This window comes from Streptomyces sp. CY-1, from assembly GCF_047218265.1.
Classification (GTDB): domain Bacteria; phylum Actinomycetota; class Actinomycetes; order Streptomycetales; family Streptomycetaceae; genus Streptomyces; species Streptomyces niphimycinicus.
Genome location: NZ_CP178393.1, coordinates 756,841 through 779,709, shown reverse-complemented (window position 1 = coordinate 779,709; position 22,869 = coordinate 756,841). Strand labels below are relative to the sequence as shown.

General features: G+C 71.2%; 23 protein-coding genes. 7 read left to right on the top strand and 16 right to left on the bottom strand.

What is annotated here, in order from left to right; all coding sequences use genetic code 11:
- Window positions 1-179 precede the first annotated feature (179 nt).
- Window positions 180-524 (bottom strand): hypothetical protein, encoded by a 345-nt coding sequence (locus ACK1X7_RS03605; RefSeq protein ID WP_390794563.1) that lies wholly within the window; start codon window positions 522-524, stop codon window positions 180-182.
- The gene (locus ACK1X7_RS03600; RefSeq protein ID WP_398160389.1) at window positions 517-1,458 is read right to left on the bottom strand and encodes a sigma-70 family RNA polymerase sigma factor; all 942 of its coding nucleotides are present in this window, start codon (window positions 1,456-1,458) and stop codon (window positions 517-519) included. Before ACK1X7_RS03600 ends, ACK1X7_RS03605 begins: the two co-directional genes overlap by 8 nt.
- A 92-nt stretch (window positions 1,459-1,550) precedes the next feature.
- Here ACK1X7_RS03600 and ACK1X7_RS03595 point away from each other — a divergent pair, with 92 nt between their 5' ends.
- Window positions 1,551-2,660, top strand: a complete 1,110-nt coding sequence (locus ACK1X7_RS03595) for an alkene reductase (protein ID WP_385147148.1) — start codon at window positions 1,551-1,553, stop codon at window positions 2,658-2,660.
- 5 nt (window positions 2,661-2,665) lie between these two features.
- Here ACK1X7_RS03595 and ACK1X7_RS03590 read toward each other — a convergent pair whose 3' ends face one another.
- From ACK1X7_RS03590 to ACK1X7_RS03575, 4 genes are all read right to left on the bottom strand, one after another.
- Window positions 2,666-3,502 (bottom strand): undecaprenyl-diphosphate phosphatase, encoded by an 837-nt coding sequence (locus tag ACK1X7_RS03590; RefSeq protein WP_385147145.1) that lies wholly within the window; start codon window positions 3,500-3,502, stop codon window positions 2,666-2,668.
- Between the two features lie 202 nt (window positions 3,503-3,704).
- Window positions 3,705-4,106 (bottom strand): SseB family protein, encoded by a 402-nt coding sequence (locus ACK1X7_RS03585; protein ID WP_014058204.1) that lies wholly within the window; start codon window positions 4,104-4,106, stop codon window positions 3,705-3,707.
- Between the two features lie 205 nt (window positions 4,107-4,311).
- On the bottom strand, window positions 4,312-5,817 hold the full coding sequence (glpK, locus tag ACK1X7_RS03580; RefSeq protein WP_385147142.1) for a glycerol kinase GlpK: 1,506 nt from the start codon (window positions 5,815-5,817) through the stop codon (window positions 4,312-4,314).
- 43 nt (window positions 5,818-5,860) lie between these two features.
- Window positions 5,861-6,628 (bottom strand): IclR family transcriptional regulator, encoded by a 768-nt coding sequence (locus tag ACK1X7_RS03575; protein ID WP_413114615.1) that lies wholly within the window; start codon window positions 6,626-6,628, stop codon window positions 5,861-5,863.
- Between the two features lie 198 nt (window positions 6,629-6,826).
- Between ACK1X7_RS03575 and ACK1X7_RS03570 the strand changes: the two genes are divergently transcribed.
- Window positions 6,827-7,396 carry an ATP-binding protein gene (locus ACK1X7_RS03570; protein ID WP_413114614.1) on the top strand — a complete coding sequence of 190 codons (570 nt, stop codon included), beginning with the start codon at window positions 6,827-6,829 and terminating at the stop codon, window positions 7,394-7,396.
- On the opposite strand, the gene ACK1X7_RS03565 is transcribed toward ACK1X7_RS03570, so the two are convergent.
- The 4 genes from ACK1X7_RS03565 to ACK1X7_RS03550 all read right to left on the bottom strand — a co-directional run bounded on the left by ACK1X7_RS03565 (window position 7,393) and on the right by ACK1X7_RS03550 (window position 11,505).
- Window positions 7,393-8,649 carry a cytochrome P450 gene (locus ACK1X7_RS03565; protein ID WP_390794561.1) on the bottom strand — a complete coding sequence of 419 codons (1,257 nt, stop codon included), beginning with the start codon at window positions 8,647-8,649 and terminating at the stop codon, window positions 7,393-7,395. The two genes, ACK1X7_RS03570 and ACK1X7_RS03565, sit on opposite strands and share 4 nt — an antisense overlap.
- Before the next feature lie 83 nt (window positions 8,650-8,732).
- Entirely contained in the window at window positions 8,733-9,257 is a 525-nt protein-coding gene (locus tag ACK1X7_RS03560; protein ID WP_385147131.1) for a DUF2867 domain-containing protein, read from the bottom strand.
- A 53-nt stretch (window positions 9,258-9,310) separates the two neighbouring features.
- Window positions 9,311-10,597 (bottom strand): MFS transporter, encoded by a 1,287-nt coding sequence (locus ACK1X7_RS03555; protein WP_390794560.1) that lies wholly within the window; start codon window positions 10,595-10,597, stop codon window positions 9,311-9,313.
- Between the two features lie 5 nt (window positions 10,598-10,602).
- Entirely contained in the window at window positions 10,603-11,505 is a 903-nt protein-coding gene (locus tag ACK1X7_RS03550; RefSeq protein ID WP_385147125.1) for a LysR substrate-binding domain-containing protein, read from the bottom strand.
- A gap of 151 nt (window positions 11,506-11,656) precedes the next feature.
- Between ACK1X7_RS03550 and ACK1X7_RS03545 the strand changes: the two genes are divergently transcribed.
- From ACK1X7_RS03545 to ACK1X7_RS03535, 3 genes are all read left to right on the top strand, one after another.
- A complete protein-coding gene (locus tag ACK1X7_RS03545; RefSeq protein ID WP_413114613.1) occupies window positions 11,657-12,835 on the top strand; it encodes an L-talarate/galactarate dehydratase in 1,179 nt (392 codons plus the stop codon).
- A gap of 180 nt (window positions 12,836-13,015) precedes the next feature.
- Window positions 13,016-14,338 (top strand): gluconate:H+ symporter, encoded by a 1,323-nt coding sequence (locus ACK1X7_RS03540; RefSeq protein ID WP_385147122.1) that lies wholly within the window; start codon window positions 13,016-13,018, stop codon window positions 14,336-14,338.
- A gap of 120 nt (window positions 14,339-14,458) precedes the next feature.
- On the top strand, window positions 14,459-15,787 hold the full coding sequence (locus ACK1X7_RS03535) for an enolase C-terminal domain-like protein (RefSeq protein ID WP_390794559.1): 1,329 nt from the start codon (window positions 14,459-14,461) through the stop codon (window positions 15,785-15,787).
- A gap of 98 nt (window positions 15,788-15,885) precedes the next feature.
- On the opposite strand, the gene ACK1X7_RS03530 is transcribed toward ACK1X7_RS03535, so the two are convergent.
- The 6 genes from ACK1X7_RS03530 to ACK1X7_RS03505 form a co-directional block, all read right to left on the bottom strand.
- Entirely contained in the window at window positions 15,886-16,260 is a 375-nt protein-coding gene (locus ACK1X7_RS03530; protein WP_390794558.1) for a hypothetical protein, read from the bottom strand.
- Window positions 16,261-16,346: 86 nt separating this feature from the next.
- Window positions 16,347-16,784, bottom strand: coding sequence for a roadblock/LC7 domain-containing protein (locus tag ACK1X7_RS03525; RefSeq protein ID WP_351885057.1), 438 nt, complete (start codon window positions 16,782-16,784; stop codon window positions 16,347-16,349).
- A 37-nt stretch (window positions 16,785-16,821) separates the two neighbouring features.
- The gene (locus ACK1X7_RS03520; RefSeq protein ID WP_385147113.1) at window positions 16,822-17,658 is read right to left on the bottom strand and encodes a transcriptional regulator; all 837 of its coding nucleotides are present in this window, start codon (window positions 17,656-17,658) and stop codon (window positions 16,822-16,824) included.
- On the bottom strand, window positions 17,655-18,101 hold the full coding sequence (locus tag ACK1X7_RS03515) for a hypothetical protein (protein WP_383149326.1): 447 nt from the start codon (window positions 18,099-18,101) through the stop codon (window positions 17,655-17,657). Before ACK1X7_RS03515 ends, ACK1X7_RS03520 begins: the two co-directional genes overlap by 4 nt.
- Window positions 18,102-18,601: 500 nt before the next feature.
- Window positions 18,602-19,420 (bottom strand): DUF4142 domain-containing protein, encoded by an 819-nt coding sequence (locus ACK1X7_RS03510; RefSeq protein ID WP_216341368.1) that lies wholly within the window; start codon window positions 19,418-19,420, stop codon window positions 18,602-18,604.
- 126 nt (window positions 19,421-19,546) lie between these two features.
- Window positions 19,547-20,497 (bottom strand): LysR substrate-binding domain-containing protein, encoded by a 951-nt coding sequence (locus ACK1X7_RS03505; protein WP_413114612.1) that lies wholly within the window; start codon window positions 20,495-20,497, stop codon window positions 19,547-19,549.
- A gap of 114 nt (window positions 20,498-20,611) precedes the next feature.
- Here ACK1X7_RS03505 and ACK1X7_RS03500 point away from each other — a divergent pair, with 114 nt between their 5' ends.
- Together ACK1X7_RS03500 and ACK1X7_RS03495 are read left to right on the top strand one after the other, a co-directional pair.
- On the top strand, window positions 20,612-21,598 hold the full coding sequence (locus ACK1X7_RS03500) for a hydroxyacid dehydrogenase (protein WP_413114611.1): 987 nt from the start codon (window positions 20,612-20,614) through the stop codon (window positions 21,596-21,598).
- A gap of 100 nt (window positions 21,599-21,698) precedes the next feature.
- A complete protein-coding gene (locus ACK1X7_RS03495; RefSeq protein ID WP_361506503.1) occupies window positions 21,699-22,829 on the top strand; it encodes a mandelate racemase/muconate lactonizing enzyme family protein in 1,131 nt (376 codons plus the stop codon).
- The last annotated feature ends 40 nt before the right edge of the window (window positions 22,830-22,869 follow it).

Here is a 22,869-nt window from a genome sequence, read left to right as displayed (position 1 = left end):
GTCCGGCGGATCGTGACGGCTGCGGCAGTGTTCCCCTCCCCGCCCCTTCCCACAGCCCCGAAATGCGGCTCCACCGCGTGGCAGGGGCCCCGCCCCTGGACTCGGGGTCTGGGGCAGAGCCCCAGTTGCGGGAAGGGGCGGGGAGGGGAACAGCCCGCGCTCCTTGGCCCCGCCGGCCCTCAGCGCCCCCGCATGCGGCGGCCCCACCGGCGCAGCAGCCCCCGCCGGGTCCGGGAAGCCCGCGCTCCAAAGGGCCGACGGTCCCCCGGACCGGCGGCGGCGTGGCTCGGCGTCCACTGACCGTCGGGGGAGAGGATCGGCGCCTTGCGCTCCGCCTGTGCCAGGATCTCGTGGTGGGAGTCATGGGCGGTCACCCGGAACGCCTCGTCATGGGAGGCCAGGGCCGCCCGCAGGGCCGCGCCGGTCGCGCCTCGCCGACGGGCGAGGGACGCCACCCAGCCGAGGAAGCCCATGAGCGCGGCGAGCACCCCGGCGACGATCAGATACGGCAACGCATCACCCATGGGCCGAGGTTACCTGTAGCCGCACCTCGTCGAGGAACCCCAATTCGAGGCGGCTCAGCCGCCCAGGGTCGGCGATCACCTCGTACGCGGTGATCCGCTCGTCCTCGACGGTGAGGGTCAGGGCGAGCAGCAGCCGGCCGCGCGGGGCCACGACGATCCCCACCGCCCCGTTGATCAGCGCGGGCTCCGCCAGCCGCGACCTCGGCGCGAACCCGGCGGTCTCCTCCGCCACCGCCCGCGCACCGCGGGCCACCGTCGGCGCCCCCTCGGGCAGGGCGGCGCGGTCGGCACGCCGTACGACATCCGGGTCCAGCACCGCGAGCAGCGCCGCCATGTCCCCGCCCCGCGCGGCGGCGAGGAAGGCGTCGACGGTGCGCCGCTGCCGGTCCAGTTCGGAGCGGGGCACCGCCGCGACCCCCCGTACCTTCTGGCGGGCGCGGCTGGCGAGCTTCTTCGCGGCGACCGGTGACCGCTCCACGATGGGCGCGATCCGGTCGAACGGCACCGCGAACACATCGTGCAGCACAAAGGCGACCCGCTCGGCCGGGCCCAGCGTGTCCAGCACCACGAGCAGCGCCCTGCCGACCGAGTCGGCCAGCACCGCCTCCTCCTCCGGATCGCCGCCGTCCCCGGCCTCCCGGGCCAGGTCGGGCAGCTCCGGCCCGACAGGTTCCTCCCGGCGCGCGGTGCGGGAGCGCAGCATGTCCAGGCAGATCCGGGAGACGACCGTGCGCAGCCAGCCGGACAGGTTCCCGACCGCCTCGGCGTCGGCGCGGCTGAGCCGCAGCCAGGTCTCCTGGACGGCGTCGTCGGCCTCGCCGAGCGAGCCGAGCATCCGGTAGGCGACCGCCCGCAGCGGGCCGCGGTGCTTCTCGAACCGCTCCGCCAGCCCGTCCTGCGGGTGCTGCCCGTCCCCCGGCTTCCGCCCGTCCATCGGTCACCTTTCCTCGCCGCGCTCCGTCACCTCTTCAGACGTATCCCACGCGGCCGGGGTGACCAGGCCGAGGTGACGAGGAGAAACACACCATGAGCACCACCTGTCCGACAGTCCTGGACCAGCCACTGCTGCGCCCCGCGGACCTGGGGGACCTCCGGCTGCCCAACCGGGTGGTGATGGCCCCCATGACCCGGGCCCGGGCCACGGGTAGGGGGCTGGTCCCGAACGGTATGCACGCGGCCTACTACGGCCAGCGGGCCGGGGCCGGGCTGATCATCACCGAGGGGACCTGGGTCAGCGAGCGGGCCATCGGCTTCCCGAACGTTCCCGGCGTCTACAGCGAGGAGCAGGTCGGCGGGTGGCGGCGGGTCACCGACACCGTCCACGCCCTCGGCGGCCGGATCGTGCTCCAGCTATGGCACACCGGCGCCGCCTCGCACCCGGACCACCTCGGGGGAGCGCTTCCGGCCGGCCCCTCGGCGGTCGATCCCCGGGAGCGCTCCTACACGCCCGGCGGGCCCAAGGAGACGGTCACCCCGCGGGAGATGACGATCACGGAGATCCGGGAGACGGTCGCGGACTACGGCGCCGCCGCGGCGAACGCCCGCCGCGCCGGTTTCGACGGAGTCGAGATCCACGCCCTCGGCTCGTTCCTGATCCCGCAGTTCCTCAATCCGCGGCTGAACCGCCGCCACGACGCCTACGGCCACGACCCGGCCGGACGGCGGCGGCTGCTGGTGGAGATCGTCGACGCGGTGGCCGCGGCCTGGGACGGCCGCCGGGTGGGCGTCCGTCTGTCGCCGTACTGGACCGCCGAGCGGTTCACCGCCGATGAGCGGACGCTCGCCGAGTACGACGCGCTCGTGGCGGAGCTGAGCGACCAGCCCGTGGCCTATCTGCATCTGCGGGGACCGGCCCCCGCCGCGCCGGGCGCCGCCCCCGGCCACGACGCCTTCGCCCGCTACCGGCGCCTCTTCGACGGCCCGCTGATCGTCAACCATGGCTTCGGCCGGGAGAGCGGGAACGCGGTGATCGAGGCGGGGCTCGCGGACGCCGTCTCCTACGCCACGCACTTCGTGGCCAACCCCGACCTGGTGGCCCGGTTCGCCCTGGACCACGAGCCGGCGGCGGGCGACCCGGGGACGTACTACACCGGCGGGGCGGGCGGCTACATCGACTATCCGGTGGTGACCGAGTGACGGCGTCAGGCGTTGAGGACGCCCGAGCCGAGCAGTCCGAACAGCGCCAGACCGATGACGATCCGGTAGATCACGAAGGCGTTGAACGAATGCTTGGCGACGAACTTCAGCAGCCAGGCGATCGAGGCGTAGGCCACGGCGAAGGACACCACCGTGCCCACCGCGAGCGGCACCGTGCTCACGCCACCGCCCATGGCGTCCTTGAGTTCGTACAGACCGGCGCCGGTCAGCGACGGAATGCCCAGGAAGAAGGAGAGCCGGGTGGCGGCCAGGCGGTCCAGGTCGAGGATGAGGCCGGTGGACATCGTGGCGCCCGAGCGGGAGAAGCCGGGGAAGAGCAGCGCGAGGATCTGCGAGGAGCCGACCAGCATCGCGTCCTTGAGGCTGGTGTCGTCCTCCCCGCGCTTGTGACGGCCCATCTGGTCGGCCAGCCACATCAGCCCGCTGCCCACGATCAGCGAGGCGGCCACCACCCACAGGGAGGCGAGCGGGCCTTCGATCAGCGGCTTGGCCGCCAGGCCCACGACCACGATGGGGATCGTGGCGTAGATGACCCACCAGGCGAACTTGTAGTCGTGGTGGTACCGCTCCTCGCGGTTGACCAGCCCCCGGCCCCATGCGGTGGCGAAGCGCCGGATGTCGCGGAAGAAGTACAGCAGGACGGCGGCGATGGCACCGACCTGGATCACGGCGGTGAAGGCGACGACGGACTTGTCGTCCACCGGGATGTCCATCAGCCCCTCAGTGATCTTGAGGTGGCCGGTGGAGGAGACCGGGAGGAACTCCGTGACCCCCTCGACGACGCCGAGAACCACGGCCTGTCCGATGTTGATCGCGCTCACGTGATCCGTCCCGCCGGTGTCTTTCCGCAACCAGTGAATGTCTACGAGACTGTAGACGATGGATCGGGAAGGTGACCAATCGACGGGCGGCCCACGGCGGTCCGCCGCGAGAGTGGGGGAGGGGCGGCTCCGACATCATCCGGGCATCGCCGCGGCCCGTGCCCGTGGAGAGAAGGGCACGGGCCGCCGCGGCCGAAAAGGGTCAGGCGGCCGGACCGGAACCGCTGAGCAGGCTCCGTACGCCGGTGGCCGAGAGGGTGACGGCCTCCGGGGCACCCGCGTCGATGGTCAGGGAGAGCTCCTCGGAGGGCCATCCCTGGGCCAGCGCGCCCAGCGGCACCAGGTGGTACCGCTCGATCTGGGGCAGGGCCTGGTGCATCCGGGCCGGAGTGGTGAAGACCGGTACGAGCTGAGCCCCGTCCTCCTGCTGGAACACGGGCAGGGTCACGGCCTGGGGGTCGGTCTCCTCTCCGCTCTCGGCGGAGGGGAGGAGGACCTCACTGTTGGCAAGGGTGTTCAGCGCCGACTCGTCCGCCCGGTCGGCCGCCAGCTCGCCGAGGGCCTGCTGGGTGGCGGAGACGTTTTCATCGGAAGGGCTGGTCATGATTCCGTCCATGGATCGGGTTTTGGGTCTTCATGGGTTTCTGGGTCCCAGAGCGACTGGTTTTCAACAGCCGCGGCTGGCTCGAATACCCCGCCTCATGGAACTCACACGTCCACCTCGGGCACGATTCTTTCCCCGGGGCCCGACGGGGCCCGATATGGCCCGCCCGGAAAGGTGCCCCGGGCTACGACCTAGGTGCCCCGGGCTACGACCTGGCCCAGCCCAGCGACCGCTCGACCGCCCGCCGCCAGTTCTCGTACTCCGCCTCCCGCCGCGCGGGATCCATCGTGGGCATCCACTGGGCCGCGCGGTGCCAGTTGCGCCGCAGCCCCTCCAGATCGGGCCAGTAGCCGGAGGCGAGCCCGGCGGCGTAGGCGGCCCCTAGGGAGACGGTCTCGGAGACCATGGGGCGCACCACGGGCAGGTCCAGGACATCGGCCAGGAACTGCATCAGCAGATTGTTCGACGTCATCCCGCCGTCCACCTTGAGCTGCCGCAGCGGTTGGGGCGAGTCCGCGTTCATGGCGTCGACCACCTCCCGGGTCTGCCAGCCGGTGGCCTCCAGGACGGCCCGGGCCAGATGTCCCTTGGTGATGTACGAGGTGAGCCCGACGATCACTCCGCGCGCGTCGCTGCGCCAGTGCGGGGCGAAGAGCCCGGAGAAGGCGGGGACGATATAGCAGCCGCCGTTGTCCTCGACGCCGCGGGCCAGGGTCTCGATCTCGGGGGCGCTGTGGATCATGCCCAGGCGGTCGCGGAACCACTGCACCAGCGAGCCGGTGACGGCGATCGGGCCCTCCAGGGCGTAGACCGTCGGCTCGTCGCCGAGCTTGTAGCCCACCGTGGTCAGCAGCCCGTGCCGGGACCGTACGAGCTCGGTGCCGGTGTTGAGCAGGAGGAAGCTGCCGGTGCCGTAGGTGCACTTCGCCTCGCCGCCGGCGAAACACGTCTGTCCGAACAGCGCCGCCTGCTGATCGCCGAGCGCGGCGCAGATCGGGACCTGCGGCAGCAGCGCGCGGGCCATGCCGTAGCGCTCGGCGGAGGGACGGATCTCCGGCAGCATCGCCCGGGGCACATCGAAATAGGCCAGCAGCTCATCGTCCCAGGTCAGGCTGCGGATGTTCATCAGCATGGTGCGGCTGGCGTTGGTGGCGTCGGTGAGGTGCAGCCCGCCGTCGGGCCCGCCGGTGAGGTTCCAGATCAGCCAGCTCTCCATCGTGCCGAACAGCACGTCCCCGCGCCCCGCGCGCTCGCGCAAACCGTCGACATGGTCGAACAGCCAGCGCAGCCGTGGCGCCGAGAAGTAGGTCGTGGGGGACAGTCCGCAGCGTTCGAGGAAGAAGTCGTCACCGGTGGTCCGCCGCAGCTCCTCGACATAGCCGCTGGTACGGGTGTCCTGCCAGGTGATGGCGTGGCACACCGGATCGCCGGTGCGCCGGTCCCAGACCACCGTGGTCTCGCGCTGATTGGCGATGCCGATGGCCGCGATCTGCTCGGGCCCGATCCCCGCGCCCTCCAGGGCCCGGGGCACGACGACCCGGCGCAGATGGGACCAGATCTCGGCGGGGTCGTGCTCGGCCCAGCCGGGCTTGGAGAAGTACTGCTGATGTTCTCGCTGGCCGACCGAGACCAGCCGTCCCTGGTGGTCGAAGAGGATGCACCGGGTGGACGTGGTGCCCTGGTCGATGGACATCACATAGCGTTCAACCATGGCCTGGCCTGCCTTCGGGCGGGTTCGAGCAGGGCATGGGGCGTCACCAGCGGGCCGCGCCGAGATCGCGGGAGATCGCCCGGGCGGCGTCGCGCGTCAGCCCGACGAGTGAGGGATGCGGGCGGCCCTTGCCGTCGCAGAGGCGGTCCACGGCGCCGGAGATGCCGACCGCGCCCACCACCAGGCCGCCCTGCCCGCGGATCGGCGCGGCGATATCGGCCTCGCCCACCATCATCTCCTCGGTCGCGACCGCCCACCCGTTCTCGCGGATCTCACTCATCGCCCGGCTGAGCTGCTGGGGAGAGACGAGGGTGTGACGGGTGTACTGCTCCGGTTCGGTTTCCATGAGCGGCTCCAGCGGGGTCGCCCCGTACGCCAGCAGGATCTTGCCCAGCGCGCTGGCGTGCAGGGGCAGCAGCGAGCCCACGTCCAGGGTCTGGAAGGTGTCATCGGGCCGGAAGACGTGGTGGACGATGAGGACCTTGCCCTCCAGGGGCACTCCGAGCCGGACCGCCTCACCGCTGCGGGCAGCCAGGGCGTCGGTCCAGTTGATGGAGCGGGACCGCAGCTCGTTGATGTCGAGATAGCTGGTCCCCAGGTGCAGCAGCGCCGCGCCGAGCTGGTACTTCCCCGTCGCCTTGTCCTGTTCGACGAAGTCGACGCTCTGGAGCGTGCGCAGAATGCCGTGCGCGGTGCCTTTCGCGAGGCCGAGCGAGGCGGCCACCTCGCCCAGACTGAGCCGACCGGAGCCCTGGGCGAGCAGCCGCAGAATCGCCGCCGCCCGCTCGATGGACTGCACCGGGCCGGCCATGACGCGATCGTAGCTCTTCGGCCAGTGGCACAGCCTGTCGGCGAAAACGCCAAACGTTCGGTAATGCCGACTCGGATTCGTTGACCCCGATGGAGAGGGGCCATAGCGTCCGTATCGGGACAAGAAGACCAGGATGCCAAAAGGTGGCCCGAAGGGTGCCCGGCACGGACAACCCACCCGGCTCGGAGAGGAGGAGACGTGGCGGAACAACTGAGCTACCCGAAGCCCGGCGCCACCGGGCAGGCCGCGGAGACCGTCGATTTCAACGGCGCCCGTCTCATCGGCTCCCAGGCGCCGGAACCGGATCCCCTGCTGGCGCCGGTGGTGACCCACGGCGAGGTCCCCGACCGGCCCCCGGCGGACGAGGCGGACGGGGGAGACGGCCATGTCCTCCCGGTCCCGCACATCTGCGAGGCCGTCGCCACCGTGCGGCGGCGGGCGCACGCGCTGCTGACCGAATGGGAGCTGTCGGACGACTGCCTCGACGAGGCGCTCATGGTGATCTCGGAACTGGTCACCAACGCGATCCTGCACGCCCTGCCCCCGGCCGTGCTGCGGCTGCGCTGGACCGAGTGCGAGGGCTCCGCCAGCCTGCGCATCGAGGTGACCGACGGCGGTCCGGTGCCGGCCGGTCAGCGGGCCGACGAGGACCTCGAGCCCGATGAGCACGGCCGCGGCCTCGGGATCGTCACCGCGCTCTCCACGCGCCACGGCAGCCACTCCTGCCATGAGGGCATCACCTGGTGGGCGGACCTGCCGGTCGCCTAACCGGCGGCCCGGTCCCAGGTGACCGGGAGCCGATGGACGCCGTAGATCAGCATGTCGTGGCGCAGGGGCACCTCCTCGGGCGGCACCGCCAGGCGCAGCGTGGGGAAGCGCCGCAGCAGGGCGGGAAAGCCCGTCCGCATCTCCATCCGCGCCAGATGCTGGCCCAGGCACTGGTGGATGCCATGGCCGAAGGCGATCTGATCGGCCGTCTCGCGGGTGACGTCCAGGGTGTCGGGGTCGGAGAACCGCGAGGGGTCCCGGTTGGCCGAGGCGAGCGACCCGACGACCGTCTCCCCGGCCCGCACCCGCGCCCCGGCGATCTCAAGATCCTCCCGGGCGACCCGTACCGTCCCGAACTGGACGATGGTCAGATACCGCAGCAGCTCCTCGACCGCGTGGTCGATCAGCTCCGGCCGCTCCCGCACCAAGCGCGACTGCCCGGGGTGGCGCAGCAGCGCGTAGGTGCCAAGGGCCAGCATGTTCGCCGTCGTCTCATGGCCCGCGATGAGCAGCAGCAGCCCCACGCCGGTCAGCTCCTCGTCGGTCAGCCCGGCCGCCGTGGCGGTGCCGGAGCCGCCGGGCGCGCCGTGCTCGCCGTTGACCAGACGGGAGAGCAGCGCCTCGTCCGGCCGGTGCCGCTTGGTGCCGATCAGCTCCCGCATGTACTCCCACAGCGCGTCCCGGGCCGCGTAGACCTCCTCCTCGGCCTGGCCGATCCGGAGCAGAACGGCTGCCCAGCGCTGGAAGTCGCCCCGGTCCTCGTACGGCACCCCCAGCAGCTCGCAGATCACCAGCGACGGGATCGGCTGGGCGAAGGACGTCACGAGGTCGGCCGGCGGACCGGCGCGCTCCATCGCGGCCAGATGGCCGTCGACGATCTCCTCGATCCGGGGCTGGAGCCGCCGCATCCCCCGGGCGGTGAACCACTTGCTCAGCAGCCGCCGGTAGCGGGTGTGCTCGGGTGGATCCATGCCGATGAACGAGCCCAGCATGCGACGATCGTCCGGGCGGACCGGAAACGCGTGCACCGGCGAGGAGGCCCGGCGGCGGTCCGAGCTGAACCGCTCGTCCGCCAGCAACTGCGCCACGTCCTCGTGCCGGGTGAGCAGCCAGCCCGCCTTGCCGTCCGGAAAGGCCAGCCGGCTGGCCCCGCCCTCCGCGCGCAGCGCCTCGTAGGCACCGGGCGGGTCGAAGGGGCAGTCGCGATCTCTGGGCAGCGGCGCCGGAGTCGACGCGCGTGATGTGACGGACACGGAAACGCTCCCTTCGAAGGCGAACCGAGTCCCTCCCTTTTGAGCGTAGCTCGGGCCGCAGGGCCGGGCGACGCGACCGGGGGCTACGGCAACCGGCCGTCACCGCGGGTGGTTTCCCCGGCCGACGCGGCAGCGCGGGCCGCCCGCCCGAGCAGACGCGGAACCGTTCGGTGGTGGACCGGCGCGGCCAGGGCCCACAGCGGGCGGCCGACGGGCCGGTCGAACCGTACGAAGGTCGCCCACAGGACCCTCGCGTCCTCGACGGCCACGACGTTGTGCGTGAGCACCAGCGGGGAGCGGGCGGTGAGGGTCAGCGAGTGGTCCGCCGCGTCCGAGACGGCCCACCCCAGGACATGGCGTGGCGACGTCCTGGGGCCCAGCCGGAGCCCGAGCCCCAGCGTCCAGCCCAGCACGAGGAACCGCCGCAGAGGGGCCGGCGCGCCCTCGAAGACGGCCCGCGCCCACTGCTCGGCGGTCAGGGCCCCGGCCCGTGGGACCGGTAAGGCGAACGCCGAGGCGTAGTGGGCACCCGCGAGGTCATAACGGGCCGCCAGCGCCCCGGGCACCGTGGTGCGTCGGGCGAGAGGAGCGGCCGGGGGAGTGGTCATGGGAACAGCTCCTTTTCATGGCATGGGCGGGACTCCACGACGTGACCGGCCCTTCATGACGTGACCGGGACTTCATGGTGTGGCTGCACCGGCGCCGACGCCGGAAGGTCCCGGGAGTGCCGGATGGGGGAGAAGAGCAGGATCAGCCCGGCGAGCGGAATCCCCGCCGTGGTGATCCACATGGCGGCCCGGAGACCCAGCGCGGTGCCGAGCGCACCGCCGAGCAGCGCTCCCAGGGGCAGCGTTCCATAGCTGACGAACGCCGATGACGCGGTGAGCCGGCCGAGCAGCTCCGGCGGGCAATAGCGCTGCTGGAAGCCCGCCTTGAGCACATTGCCGGCCACCACACCGGCGGTGACGCAGAAGCCGCCCGCCACGAACAGCACGACCCACGGCCCCTCGGCGGTCATCGGCATGAGCAGCGCGCCCACGGCCAGCCCCAGCTCGAACAGGAGCGTCGCCCGGGCGTCGCCGACCCGGGCGGCGACACGGCGGGCGCAGAACGCCCCGGCGACGCCGCCGAGGCTGACGGCCGCGATGAGCCCACCGACCAGCCCGGGGGACAGACCGACGGTACGGACCAGGAAGACCACCCGGATCGATTGGTATCCCATCAGCGCCAGGTTGGACGCGGCCGCGAAGAGCGTCAGGGTGCGCAGCCACCGGTCGCGGGCGATCAGCCGCAGCCCTTCGGCCACCTCATGGGCCAGCGCCCGGGGCGGGCGCTCGGCCCGGGGGACGCGCGGTTCGCGGAAGCCGATGCCGGTCAGGCAGACAAGGGAGACCAGAAAGGTCGCGGCGTTGACGAACATGCCGTTCACCGCGCCCGCGAGCTGTGCGATCAGACCGCCGGAGCCCTGGCCGGCGATCTGCGCCGCGGACGCGCTGCCGTGCAGTTTGGCGTTGCCCTCGGGCTGGTCCCCGGGGTCCAGGAGGCCGGCGAGATACGCGCTGTAGGCGGTCTGGAAGAACACCGCGGCCGTACCCGTCAACAGGGCGACGGCCAGCAGCAGTGGGATGCTCAGCAGACCGCACCAGGCGGCCACCGGGACACTCGCGAACAGCACCAGCGAGACCGCGGCGGCCGCCAGCATGACCGGCCTTCGGCGCCACCGGTCCACCCAGGCCCCCGCCGGAAGGCCGATGACCAGCCAAGGGGCCCAGCTCGCGGCGGTCAGCAGCCCGACCTCGAAGGTGTCCGCGTGCAGGGTGCTGACCGCGATCAGCGGCATCGCCACTCCGGTGACGGCGGCACCGTACTTCCCGGCGGTCTCACCGCACCACAGCAGCCGGAAGTCACGGTGGCGCCGCAGCAGGCCACCGGAGGTTCTGGGTGTCACGACGGTCAGGCTCCTTGGGTGGGGAGGAGGGCGGCCGCGTGGCGGAGCAGCGCGTGCAGGGCCGGGTTGTCGTTGTTCTTACGCCACACGAGGTTGAGTTCTACCGGCTCCGGAGTGGCCGGCTCCACCGATTTGAAGACGATGTTCGGGTAGCGCGGCCGGGCGGCGGTCTCCGGGACCAGGGCCACTCCCCAGCCGCCGTTCACCAGGGCCAGGATGGTGTGGACCTGGCTCAGGTACTGGGAGAACACCGGGGTGGCGTGTGCGGCGCGGAAGATGCTGATGAGCAGCTCGTTGAAGTAGCGCGCCTCGATGGGCGAGTACATCAGCAGATCCTGCCCGTCGAAGTCGGCCACCTGGAGCGGCCCTTCGCCGGCCGCCAGCGGATGTCCCGTCGGCAGGGCGGCGAGCAGCCGCTCCCGGGCCGCGGGCCGGGACCGCAGATCCGGTCCGGTGACCGAGGGCCGCACCAGGCCCAGGTCCAGGCTCTGCTCGGTGACGGCCTCCAACTGATCCCGGGTGACCATCTCGCGCAGGGTGATCTCCGCGCCCGGCATGGCCGCACGGGCGATCTCCAGCAGGGTGCCGAGTACGGAATGGGCGCTGGCCGCCGTGAAGCCGATGGCGATGGACCCCGCCTCGCCCGTCGCCACCTGCCGGGCGGCGAGGACGGCGTGCTCGGACTGGCGCAGGATACGGCGGGCCTCGGTGAGGAAGGCGCGTCCCGCGGGAGTGAGTCTCACCGAGCGGTTGGTGCGCTCCAGCAACTGGACCCGCAACTCGGTCTCCAGCAACTGGATCTGGCGGCTCAGCGGCGGCTGGGTCATCTTCAGCCGCTCCGCGGCCCGGGTGAAATGCAGCTCCTCGGCGACCGTCACAAAGCTGATGAGTTGCATGAGCGTGAACAACGATGCTCTCCCGGTATCAACGCATGCCAATTTTAAGTTAGACGTAGATCGTCCGGCGACCTTAGCTTGCAAAGGAGCTCGCCGGCCGCCCCGGGGCGGATCCGGCGATATCCACTCGCCCCGCATACGGGCCCACACACAGGGACAACACGTGGTGACCACATCGCATACGGCAACGCACCCCGCGCAGCAGCCTGGTGAGGCAACCCTCGACCGGGTCTCCTGGATCCGAGTGTCCTCGGTCGTCCTTCCCCTGGCCACGCCCATCAGTGACGCCAAGGTTCTCACCGGGCGCCAGAAGCCGATGACGGAGGTGGCCTTCCTCTTCGTCGAACTCGCCACCGAGGAGGGACACCAGGGCATCGGCTTCAGCTACTCCAAGCGCGCGGGAGGGCCCGGCCAGTTCGCCCACGCCCAGGAGATCGCGCCCACCCTCCTCGGTGAGGACCCCAGCGACATCGGCAAGATCTGGACCAAGCTGGTGTGGGCCGGTGCCTCCGTGGGCCGCAGCGGGCTGTCCACCCAGGCGGTGGCGGCCTTCGACATCGCCCTGTGGGACCTCAAGGCCAAGCGGGCCGGGCTGCCGCTGGCCAAGCTGCTGGGCGCGCACCGCGACACCGTCCGCTGCTACAACACCTCGGGCGGCTTTCTGCACACGCCGACCGAGCAGGTTCTGGAGAACGCCACGGCCTCCCTGGCCAGCGGAATCGGCGGTATCAAGATCAAGGTGGGGCAGCCGGACGGCAAGGAGGACCTGCGCCGGCTGACCGCCGTACGGGAGCACCTGGGCGACGAGGTGCCGCTGATGGTCGACGCCAATCAGCAGTGGGACCGGCCCACCGCACAGCGCATGGGGCGCGCCTTCGAGGAGTTCGGCCTGGTCTGGATCGAGGAGCCGCTGGACGCCTATGACGCACCGGGCCACGCGGCCCTCGCCGCCTCGCTGGACACCCCCGTGGCCACCGGGGAGATGCTGGCCAGCGTCGCCGAACACTGGGAGCTGATACGCCACAACGCGGCGGACATCATTCAGCCCGACGCACCGCGCATCGGCGGCATCACCCAGTTCCTCAAGCTGGCCACCCTCGCCGAACAGCACCATCTCCAGCTCGCCCCGCACTTCGCGATGGAGATCCACCTCCATCTCGCGGCCGCCTATCCGCACGAGCCGTGGGTGGAGCATTTCGACTGGCTGGAGCCGCTGTTCAACGAGCGGCTCCAGATCAGCGACGGCCGGATGCGGGTGTCCGCACGGCCCGGCCTCGGCATCACCCTCAGCGAGCAGGCCCGCGCCTGGACGGGAGCCAAGGCCGAATTCGGCGCCCGGTAAGTCCGGTTCACACCGGCGCCGATCGCGAATCCCCGGCACACCCATTGACCAGCGGTGTTCACCCCTCTAGCCTCCATCTTCATATATAGACGGAGTGCATGTACGTGGACTCCTTGACCCGTGTGGCGATCCGCTCGAGCCTCCAGCTCACCGGCCGCAGTTCAAAGGGGAACTGAAGACATGCCTCTCGTCGTCGTCGGAATCAGCGTGGTGATCCTGCTGTTCCTCATGACCAAGCTGAAGCTCAACGGCTTCATCGCCCTGCTCCTCGTGGCCGTCGGTGTCGCGCTGGTGCGGGGGGTCGAGGTGGAGAAGATCCCCGATGTCCTCGGAGAGGGCGTCGGGGGTCAGATCGGCGACACCATGCTCGTCGTCGGTCTCGGGGCCATGGTCGGCCGGGTCATGGGCGACTGCGGCGCGGCCCAGCGGATAGCCAGCACCCTCATCGACACCTTCGGACTGCGCTGGGTCCAGGTGGCGATGGTGGTCACCGCCATGCTCATCGGCGTGACCATGTTCTACGAGGTCGCCTTCGTCATCATCGTGCCGGTGGCGTTCACCATCGTCCGGGTCACCCGCAAGAATCTGCTGTGGGTCGGGCTTCCGATGTCGATCGCCCTGTCGACCATGCACAGCTTTCTGCCGCCGCACCCCGGACCCACCGCCGTGGCCTCGACCTTCCACGCCTCCGTCGGTCTGACCCTGTTCTACGGGCTGTTCATCGCCGTTCCGGCCGGTGCGCTGATCGCCCTGGTGTGGCCGCGGCTCCCGTTCGTCCGGCGGATGGACCCCGAGATCCCCAAGGGCCTGGTCAGCGAGCGCACCTTCACCGAGGAGGAGATGCCGGGCCTCGGCTGGTCGCTGTCGGTGGCCCTGGTCCCGGTGGTGCTGATCGCGGGCGCCGCGGTGACCGATATGGCGGTGTCCGGCGACAGCCCCGCCCTGCACGTCATCGCCTTCATCGGCTCCGCGCCGATCGCCCTGCTGCTGACCCTGCTGCTGGCGGTGTGGGCCTTCGGCCCCCGGATCGGCCGGAGCCTTGCCGAGGTCAGCGCCTCCTGCAACTCGGCGGCCCAGGCGATGGCGATGATCCTGCTGGTCATCGGGGCCGGCGGCGCGTTCAAGGAGGTCCTGGTCGAGGGCGGGATCTCCGACTACATCAAGGACCTCACCGACGGCTGGTCCATCTCGCCGATCATCCTCGCCTGGCTCATCGCCGTCGTCCTGCGGGTGGCGCTCGGATCGGCTACGGTCGCCGTGGTCACCGCCGCCGGTGTGGTGCAGCCGCTCCTGGAGAACAGCGGAGTCCACCCCGAGCTGATGGTCCTCGCCGTCTCCTGTGGATCGATCGCCTTCAGCCATGTGAACGACCCCGGCTTCTGGATGTTCAAGGAGTACTTCAACCTCTCCGTCATCGACGCCATCAAGGCGCGCACCACCTACACCACCGTGCTCGCGGTCCTCGGCCTCGGCGGCGTGCTGGCCATCGAGGCCATCATCTGAACCCTCCCTGTGCGACCCCTCCGACCCCGACCGCTCCGACCCCGACCGCTCAGACCCCGACCGCTCCGACCCCGACCGCTCCGACCCCGACCGCTCAGACACCGACCCAAGGACGCCACGATGAGCCAGCCGACCGTCACCTCGTTCGCCGTCTATCCGGTCGCCGGCCGGGACAGCATGGAGCTGAACCTCTCCGGCGCCCACGGCCCCTACTTCACCCGCAACGTGGTCGTCCTCGAGGACTCCGAGGGCCGTACCGGACTGGGGGAGGTCCCCGGCGGAGAGAAGATCACCCAGACCCTGCGCGACGCCGAATCCCTTGTCGTCGGGGCGCGGGTGGGCGACTACAAGCGGGTGCTGGCCGAGATCGGGCGGCGGTTCGTCGACCGCGACGCCGGGGGCCGGGGCACCCAGACCTTCGATCTGCGCACCACCGTGCACGCCGTCACCGCCGTCGAATCGGCCCTGCTGGACCTGCTGGGCCAGCATCTGGAGGTGCCCGTCGCGGCGCTCCTGGGCGACGGGCAGCAGCGCGAGGCGGTACGGGTCCTGGGCTATCTGTTCTACGTCGGCGACCCCGACCGGACCGACCTGGAGTACGTCCGCGAACCCGGCGCCGAGGCGGAGTGGTACCGCATCCGCCGCGAGGAGGCGCTGACCCCCGAGGCGATCGTCCGCCAGGCCGAGGCCACCTACGACCTCTACGGCTTCAAGGACTTCAAGCTCAAGGGCGGAGTGCTGGAGGGAAACGAGGAGGTCAAGGCGGTACGGGCGCTCAAGGAGCGGTTCCCCGACGCCCGTATCACCCTCGACCCCAACGGCGCCTGGTCGCTGCGCGAGGCGATCGAGCTGTGTCGGCCGCTGCTCGGCACGCTCGCCTACGCCGAGGACCCCTGCGGGGCCGAGGACGGCTACTCGGGCCGGGAGATCCTGGCGGAGTTCCGGCGCGCCACCGGACTCCCCACCGCCACCAACATGATCGCCACGGACTGGCGGCAGATGACCCACGCACTGGCGTTGCAGTCCGTCTCCATCCCGCTGGCCGACCCCCACTTCTGGACCATGCAGGGGTCGGTACGGGTGGCCCAGCTCTGCCATGAGATGGGGCTGACCTGGGGCTGCCACTCCAACAACCACTTCGACATCTCCCTGGCGATGGTGGCCCACTGCGGAGCCGCCGCCCCGGGCGAGTACAACGCCCTGGACACGCACTGGATCTGGCAGGAGGGACTGGAGCGGCTCACCGTCGAGCCGCCGCGGATCACCGGCGGTGAGATCGCCATCCCGGACGCCCCCGGGCTCGGCATCCGGCTCGACCGCGACCGGCTCCTCGCCGCCCACGCCCTCTACCAGGAGAAGGCGCTGGGGGCGCGGGACGACGCGGTCGGCATGCGCTATCTCATTCCGGGCTGGACCTTCGACAACAAGCGTCCCTGCCTGGTGCGGTGAGTGCGGTGACCCCGCGCATGCCGACCGCCCCGGTCAGACGGCGGGGCCGCTCGTCGAGCGGCCCCCGCGCCCGTATCGGGGGCCATGCGGCCCGGACGTCAGACCTCCAGCTCGGCCTCGATCTTGCGCAGTTGGTGCCGTGCCATCGCCAGATTGGCCCGGTTCTTGTCCAGTGCCAGATAGAGGAAGAGCCCCTGGCTGTCCCGGCCCCTCAGCAGCCGGATCAGGTGGTACTGGCTGCCGAGGGTGATGAGGATGTCCTCGATGGAGTCCTGTAGACCGAGCTGTTCCATGGTCCGCACCTTGGCGCGCACCACATCGGTGTTGCCCGCGGCGGCCACCGTCAGGTCGAGTTCTTTTCCGCCGCCCACGGTGCCGAGGGCCATCCCGCTGGAGTAGTCGACCAGCGCGGCGCCGAGGGCGCCCTCGATGGACGTCATCGCCTCTTTGAGCGCGGTCTGGGTATTCGCCATGATCGTGGCTGTTCCTTTCGATGTCAGTGATGTCCGGTCGGGTGCCGGCGCGGGTGTACGCGCCGGGCGGGAAAAGGTCGTGGTGGTCAGGGCTGCGGCTGCTCGGCCCTGCTGAGGGCGACGCCCACCAGATCGGCGAGCCGGGCGCCCGAGCGGCGGGCCTCCATATGGAGACGGCCGACATTGGTACGGTCACCGGCCAGAACGGTCAGCACGGCCGTGGAACCCGCGGCATAGGTGGCCACATAGCCGTTCTCGCCGCGGACCAGCAGCTCACGGAAGGCGCCCCGCCCGGTGGCGCCCGCCAGCGACTGCGCCACCCCGAGGGCCGCGGCGGTCAGCGCCGCCACGCCCTCGGCCTCGACGGCCGTGTCATGCGCCAGCACCACTCCGTCGCTGGTGGCGGCGAGGGCGCCGGTCACATGGGTCACCCGGGCCCGCAGCCGGCGCAGCTCCTCCAGTACGTCGGGCTCGGCGGCCAGCAGCCACTTCCGCTCCGTGCGCTGCCGCAGGCTGAGTCTCATGACGCCGCGCACGGGGCGGGCGGGTCGGTCGGGGGAATCACAGGGTTGCCTCCAAGGCGTCGCGGAGCCGGCGCAGCAGGTCGATATCGGGATCGGTGAAGACGGCCGCGGCGGGACCGCGGTCCGCAGCGGGCGGCGCGGAGGCGCCGGACCGGGCGGACGGATAGGGGCGGCCGGGATGTTCCGGATCGTCGGGCCGCGGCGTGGCGACATGGCCCGCCGCCGCCAGCCGCCGTATGTCGATCAGCGTGTGGAAGGCGGGGCGGCCCAGCTCCCGCGCGATCCGGGCGGGGGTGCGCACCCCGTCGGCCAGCGCCAGCAACGCGCGCTGACGGGGGGTCACGGCCGGGGCGCGGCCATCGGGGCGGCGGAGCACCACCGGCTCGATGTCCACCCGCGGATACGGCCACAGGGAGTCCAGCAGCTTGCCGCGGCGCCGGGTCTCGCGCTCGACGGCGACCGCGCCCACCGCGCGCACCGGTCCGAGCCAGTGGGCCGCGCCCCGCTGGAAGCCGCGCGGGCCGCTGCCGTGCCCGAGGGCGAAGTACGCCGCGTCGAACAGCGCGCCCAGATGGCAGATCTCCAGCTCCGCGTCCGACAGCCGGCCGCTGTCGACGAGGAACCGCCCGACCCCGCCGTCCGGGCCCGTCCGGCCCACCGCCTCCCGCCAGTTGTCGGCGGTCAGCCGTCCACCGGTGGTGAGCAGCACCTCGATTCCGGGGGCCACGGGGCTTTCGGCGTGCACCACCTCGCCGTCCCGGAGATAGACGGTGCCCGCGTCGCACAGCAGCGCGCCGCTGGCCCGCTCGGCGGCGAGCCCGGTGAGGCTGGGCGCGTGGCCGTCTCGCCCACCGGCCCTGCGAGGCATGCTCATATCAGTGCCAGCCGCCCGCACATATCGCGCAGCCGCATCCGGGCGAGCGCCAGATTCCCCTCCCGGCGGTCGAGCCAGAGATAGAAGAAGACGCCGCTGTCGAAGGCCGTGTCGACGAAGCGCAGCAGGTGGTAGCAGGTGCGGGTGGTGACGATGATGTCCTCGACGGCGGGCTCCCCGTCCGTATCGTCCGCGTCGGGGCCGCTCCCGGCGCCGCTGTCCGAGCCGCCCTTCGCGCCGCCGGGGCCCAGTGCGGCGAACGCCCGCTGCTCGGCGGCCATCCGGGCCAGCTCCGCCGTCTCCGCCGCCGTGGCCTCGGGGTCCTCGTCGCGGACCTCGCCGACCATGCCGAGCGCGAGTCCGCTGGTCCACTCGATCACGGCGGCTCCGCGCGCGCCGTTCACGGTCATCGCTTCCAGCAAGCACTCGTCGATTCCGGGCATGCGGCCTCCCCTTTCCTGCGTCGCCCGTGGCGGGCGCCCACCGGGGCGCTTCGCCAGTGACGGAGAGGTTACGCAGGGTTCAGCAGTTGGGGGTTAAATCCGGTAATGCTCGGAAATGGTGGGTGGCGTGTAGTAGGGTCCGCCGTCCCATGGGCCCCGTATGCCTCGGCGGCCCTGCCGGGCACCACACCGGGCCCGGTCACCGGCCCTCTGAACGGATTCATAGCCGCTTCGGGGCCACCGGGCCACAGACGGGCGGGCGCATATTCCACCGTCCTATTGCAGGCGTGGTGGATGGGTCAGTAGACGGTCGTGCGATGGTCGAGTACGCATTCGCGGGGAGCCGGAACGCGGCGCGGTGCCCGACAGGAGTGCCCGCAAGGCTTTCCCAGGGCCGTTTCGCACCCCTGTGCCGCACAGAGTGGCGAGATTTGACGGTACCGATGTGGCGGAAACCGCCCGCGTTTCACCCGGCTTGTCTGCGCTGTCCTGACGGTGCGTTACCGAACGGCGGGCGCGGAGGGGGAGGAGGTGGCGCCCGGAGTGGCCGGGGAGGCCGAGGAGCCCGGCGCGTCGTCGACCGGGGCGGGCGGGGACGGTGTGGGCGGTTCGCCCTTGCCCTCGAGCGAGGCCGGCTTCTTCAGGACCACCATCGGCTCCCCGGGCTTGGGCATCACCGGCTTGGTGAAGTCCGGGCCCTGGGTCGGAGTCTCGGTGATCTGCGCGGGAAGCCGCTCGTAGTCGACCATCCCGGTGTTCTCCATCTGCGTGATGTGGTCCAACACCGTGTTGTTGGCCTGGGTGGCGAGCTGACGCACCAGGGTGTTCTTGCTGGTCGCGCGGATCTTGGCGATGGAGCTGAAGATCTGGCCGTGGGTGATGCGCAGGATCTGGGCCATCTCGCTGTCGAAGTTCTTGCCCGTGGCGGCCGTGAGGGTGTCCAGGAACCCCTGCTGCTGCGGGGTGGGCTTGTTGGGCAGGGTGATGCCGAGTTTGGGTGCGATGTCCCGCGCGGCGTCGTCCAGTTGCGCATGCCCCACGATCAGATGCTCACCGGCCGTCTTCACCGGCGCCGTGGTGCCCTTCTTCAGGGCCAGCTCACCGACGGGGTACTCCCACAGCCCGGCGAGCCGGACCTTGACCACGAACTCCTTGTCGGCCCCGGTGAGCGGTCCGTACTGCGTCGAGTTCGTCTTCGCCAGGTTCGTCTGGTTCTCCTGCTGCACACCCGTCAGGGCGGGCGACATGATCACGCCGAGGGTGACCACCACGGAACCTATGAGGAGGGAGGTACCTGTCACGAAGTACCGGGATCGCATAGAGCCTCCTGGCGGGGACGCCGGTCGTTGTGCAGAGCAGTGTCTGCCCGTGCTTGCACCGGCGAATACGGACCGCGAAGGGTCTGTGCTCAATGGCGCAGCGGTTGTTTATACGTCTTTGAGCCGTTACTTCGGCGGCGTATGGCCTATCTCACAGCCACCTCCGGTCTCATGCGTCACGGCGCCGCTCCCCAGGCGCTCCCGGGTGAGGACGTCCACCAGCCGCTGGAGCGCCGGGTTCGGGCTGTCGGGGCTCCAGCAGGCGTGGAGGGTGACGGAGTGGGCATCGGCGGGGGCCAGTTCGCGGTAGCGGACGCCATGGACGCCCATGGTCATGATCGAACGGGGTATCAGGGCGCAGCCGAGACCCGCGCGGACCAGGGCGAGCATGGTGGGGACCTGGGAGGTCAACTGGCTGACGGCGTAGCGGTCCACCCCGATCATGGCGGCGCAGATGTCATGCAGATAGCGGGAACCCTCGGGGCTGTACCCGATATAGCCATCCGCCACGTCCGTCAGGGCGACGGGGGTACCGTCGCCGAGGTGGGCCAGCGGGTGGCCTGCGGGGACCGCGAGCACCAGATCCTCGGAGTGGACCAGCAGCGAGGCGTACCCCTCGGGGATGGGCGGCCGCACCAGACCCAGGTCGATGCGCAGCTCCGAGAGGGCGGCGAACTGGTCGGGGCTGACCAGTTCGGTCAACTCGACGGTGACGTCGGGGAGATGCCGGTTCACCAGGTCCAGGACATCGGCCAGGATGGCGTACGCGCCGATCGCGGTGAAGGCGAGCCGCAGGGTGCCGGTGCGGCCGTCGGCGGCCCGGCGGGTGGCGGTCGGCGCGGCGTCCAGCAGGGCCAGGACCCGATGGCAGTGGTCGAGGAAGACCTGGCCCGCGGCGGTGATCCGGGCCCCTCGCCCGGTGCGCTCGAACAGGACGACGTCCAGGGCGCGTTCCAGGGCCTGGATCTGACGGGTCAGCGGGGGCTGGGTCATGTTGAGGCGCGCGGCGGCGCGGCCGAAGTGCTGCTCCTCCGCCACCGCGACGAAGCCGCGGAGCTGCTGAAGGGAGAGGTTCATACCCTCAGGGTATGGGGCGATGCGAAAGTGGGCTTGGACGGGCATGGCGGCCCGCCTCTACGGTCATGACGACCGCCAGGGCAGATCCGCGCCGATCCCGTCCGAGGAGCCAGGTTGTCCAGACTCGCCGTCGCCATGACCCCCCAGCGTGCCGCCGATGTGATCAGCGCCGAGGCCCGGGAGCTGATCGAGAAACGCTACGAAGTGACCTGGGCCGATGAGCCGCTGACCGCGGACGGGGTGGCCCGGCTCGCCGCCGGCAGCGACGTACTGCTGACCAGTTGGGGCACGCCCCGTCTGGACCGGGCGATCTGGTCCGGCGGCGGTGGCCCCCGGGTGGTGGCACACGCCGCCGGGACGGTGAAGAAGCTCATCGACCGCGAGGTGCTCGACCAGGGCGTCACGGTCTTCTCGGCCGCCGGGCGGATCGCCTGGTCCGTGGGGGAGTACTGCCTGGCGGCGATGCTCACCCTGGCCCGCCGGCTGCCGCTGTTCGACACCGCGATACGGGCCGGGGGCTGGAAGCAGAGCGGTTTCCGGGGCGGTGAACTCACCGGCCACCGGGTGGGCGTCCTCGGCGCGAGCTCCACGGCCCGCGCCCTGATCACCCTGCTCCGGCCGTTCGGCTGCGAGGTGGTGGTGTACGACCCGTATCTGGACGAGGAGCGGGCCGCCGCGCTGGGGGTACGGACCGCCACTCTCGAGGAGGCGCTGGGCTGCCCGTTCGTCTCCGTGCATGTGCCGGATGTCGCCGAGACCCGTGGCCTGGTGAGCGCCCGGCTCATCGAGCGGATCCCCGACCACGCCGTGGTCGTCAACTCCGCTCGGGGGCCGGCCCTCGACCAGGGCGCACTGCTCGAACAGGTGCTGGTGGGGCGGCTGTTCGCCGCGCTGGACGTCTTCGACCCCGAGCCGCCGCACCTCGGCGAGTCCGTGCTGAGCTGCCCCAATCTGCTGCTCACCCCGCATATCGCCGGGGACACCGTGGACGGCCATCTGGCGCTGGCCGGCTATGTGCTGGCGGATGTCGCCGACTGGCTGGACAAGGGTGTCCGCGGTCCCAGTTACGTCGACCCCACCGCCTGGCCCATCGCCGCCTGAGCCACGGCCTGGGCCACCGCCTGGGCCACCGCTTCGGTCACGTCCGCACTCCGTACCCGGCCGTCCGCGTCATCGACCTTTTGGACAGGAGTCACTCACCATGTCGCGAATCACGGCGGTCGAGGTCTTCCCCGTGGCCGTGCCGTTCGCCCGGCGGTTCGTGCTGGGCAGCGGCGCCGTCGGCACCCCCGATCAGGCGGGAGCGGTCGTCTTCGTCAAGCTGACCACCGAGGACGGGGTCGTCGGCTGGGGCGAACAGCGGGCCCTGCCGAGCTGGAGCTATGAGACCGCCGAGACGATCGCCGTGGTCATCAAGCGCCATCTGGCCCCCATCCTGCTCGAACTCACCCCGTTCGACGTGGAGTTGTTCCACGCCCGGGCGAGCCGCCGACTGAGCCCCGCGGTGTCCAACGGCTTTCCGTTCGCCCGGGCCGCGGTGGACATCGCCCTCCACGACGCGGCCGGCAAACTGGCCGGGCTGCCCGTCCACGCCCTGCTGGGCGGCAAGCTCCGGGACACGGTTCCGCTCTGCTCGGCCATCGGCGTGGGCGAGCCCTCCGCCGTCCGCGAGCACGCCCTCCAGTCCTCGGACTACACCGCCTACAAGGTGAAGATCGGTGGCGACCCCGTCGCGGACACCGCGGCCATCACCGCGGTCGCGGAGGTCGCCGCGGGCAAACCCCTGTGGCTGGACGCCAATCAGTCCTACCGGCCGACCGCCCTGACCCGGCTCATGGCCGCGGTACGCGAGGTGCCGCACCTCCACTGCGTGGAACAGCCCGTGCCGGGCACCGACACCCTCGCCCTGCGCCGGGTGCGGGAACTGATCGGCCTGCCGGTCGCCATCGACGAGGGCAGCTTCACCGCCCAGGACCTGGCCCGCACGCTGCGCCTGGACGCCGCCGATCTGGTGGTCGTCAAGATCTGCAAGTCCGGTGGACTGCGCAACGCCCTGAAGACCGCCCAGGTCGCGCTGGCGGGCGGACTGGAGGTGCTGGCCAGTGGGCTGACCGACTGCGGTATCGGCTTCGCGGCCGCACTGCACCTCTTCAGCCAACTGGAACTGGCCCTGCCCGCCGAGCTGAACGGACCGGAGCTGCTGACCGATCTCTACGTGGCGAACCTGGACATCGTCGCGGCCACCGCCACCGTCCCCTCCGGACCCGGCCTCGGCGTCGAGGTCGACGAGGAACGCATCCGCGCCGAAGCCCTGGACCTGTCCTTTCTCTGAACCCGGGGCCGTTCTCCGAACCCGGCCGCACCCCGAACCA

Bases quoted from the DNA above. Each gene is read 5' to 3' on its own strand.
- ACK1X7_RS03605 (WP_390794563.1), bottom strand. From the start codon at position 524: ATGGGTGATGCGTTGCCGTATCTGATCGTCGCCGGGGTGCTCGCCGCG.
- ACK1X7_RS03600 (WP_398160389.1), bottom strand. From the start codon at position 1,458: ATGGACGGGCGGAAGCCGGGGGACGGGCAGCACCCGCAGGACGGGCTG.
- ACK1X7_RS03595 (WP_385147148.1), top strand. From the start codon at position 1,551: ATGAGCACCACCTGTCCGACAGTCCTGGACCAGCCACTGCTGCGCCCC.
- ACK1X7_RS03585 (WP_014058204.1), bottom strand. From the start codon at position 4,106: ATGACCAGCCCTTCCGATGAAAACGTCTCCGCCACCCAGCAGGCCCTC.
- glpK (WP_385147142.1), bottom strand. From the start codon at position 5,817: ATGGTTGAACGCTATGTGATGTCCATCGACCAGGGCACCACGTCCACC.
- ACK1X7_RS03575 (WP_413114615.1), bottom strand. From the start codon at position 6,628: ATGGCCGGCCCGGTGCAGTCCATCGAGCGGGCGGCGGCGATTCTGCGG.
- ACK1X7_RS03560 (WP_385147131.1), bottom strand. From the start codon at position 9,257: ATGACCACTCCCCCGGCCGCTCCTCTCGCCCGACGCACCACGGTGCCC.
- ACK1X7_RS03540 (WP_385147122.1), top strand. From the start codon at position 13,016: ATGCCTCTCGTCGTCGTCGGAATCAGCGTGGTGATCCTGCTGTTCCTC.
- ACK1X7_RS03535 (WP_390794559.1), top strand. From the start codon at position 14,459: ATGAGCCAGCCGACCGTCACCTCGTTCGCCGTCTATCCGGTCGCCGGC.
- ACK1X7_RS03530 (WP_390794558.1), bottom strand. From the start codon at position 16,260: ATGGCGAATACCCAGACCGCGCTCAAAGAGGCGATGACGTCCATCGAG.
- ACK1X7_RS03525 (WP_351885057.1), bottom strand. From the start codon at position 16,784: ATGAGACTCAGCCTGCGGCAGCGCACGGAGCGGAAGTGGCTGCTGGCC.
- ACK1X7_RS03520 (WP_385147113.1), bottom strand. From the start codon at position 17,658: ATGAGCATGCCTCGCAGGGCCGGTGGGCGAGACGGCCACGCGCCCAGC.
- ACK1X7_RS03515 (WP_383149326.1), bottom strand. From the start codon at position 18,101: ATGCCCGGAATCGACGAGTGCTTGCTGGAAGCGATGACCGTGAACGGC.
- ACK1X7_RS03510 (WP_216341368.1), bottom strand. From the start codon at position 19,420: ATGCGATCCCGGTACTTCGTGACAGGTACCTCCCTCCTCATAGGTTCC.
- ACK1X7_RS03505 (WP_413114612.1), bottom strand. From the start codon at position 20,497: ATGAACCTCTCCCTTCAGCAGCTCCGCGGCTTCGTCGCGGTGGCGGAG.
- ACK1X7_RS03495 (WP_361506503.1), top strand. From the start codon at position 21,699: ATGTCGCGAATCACGGCGGTCGAGGTCTTCCCCGTGGCCGTGCCGTTC.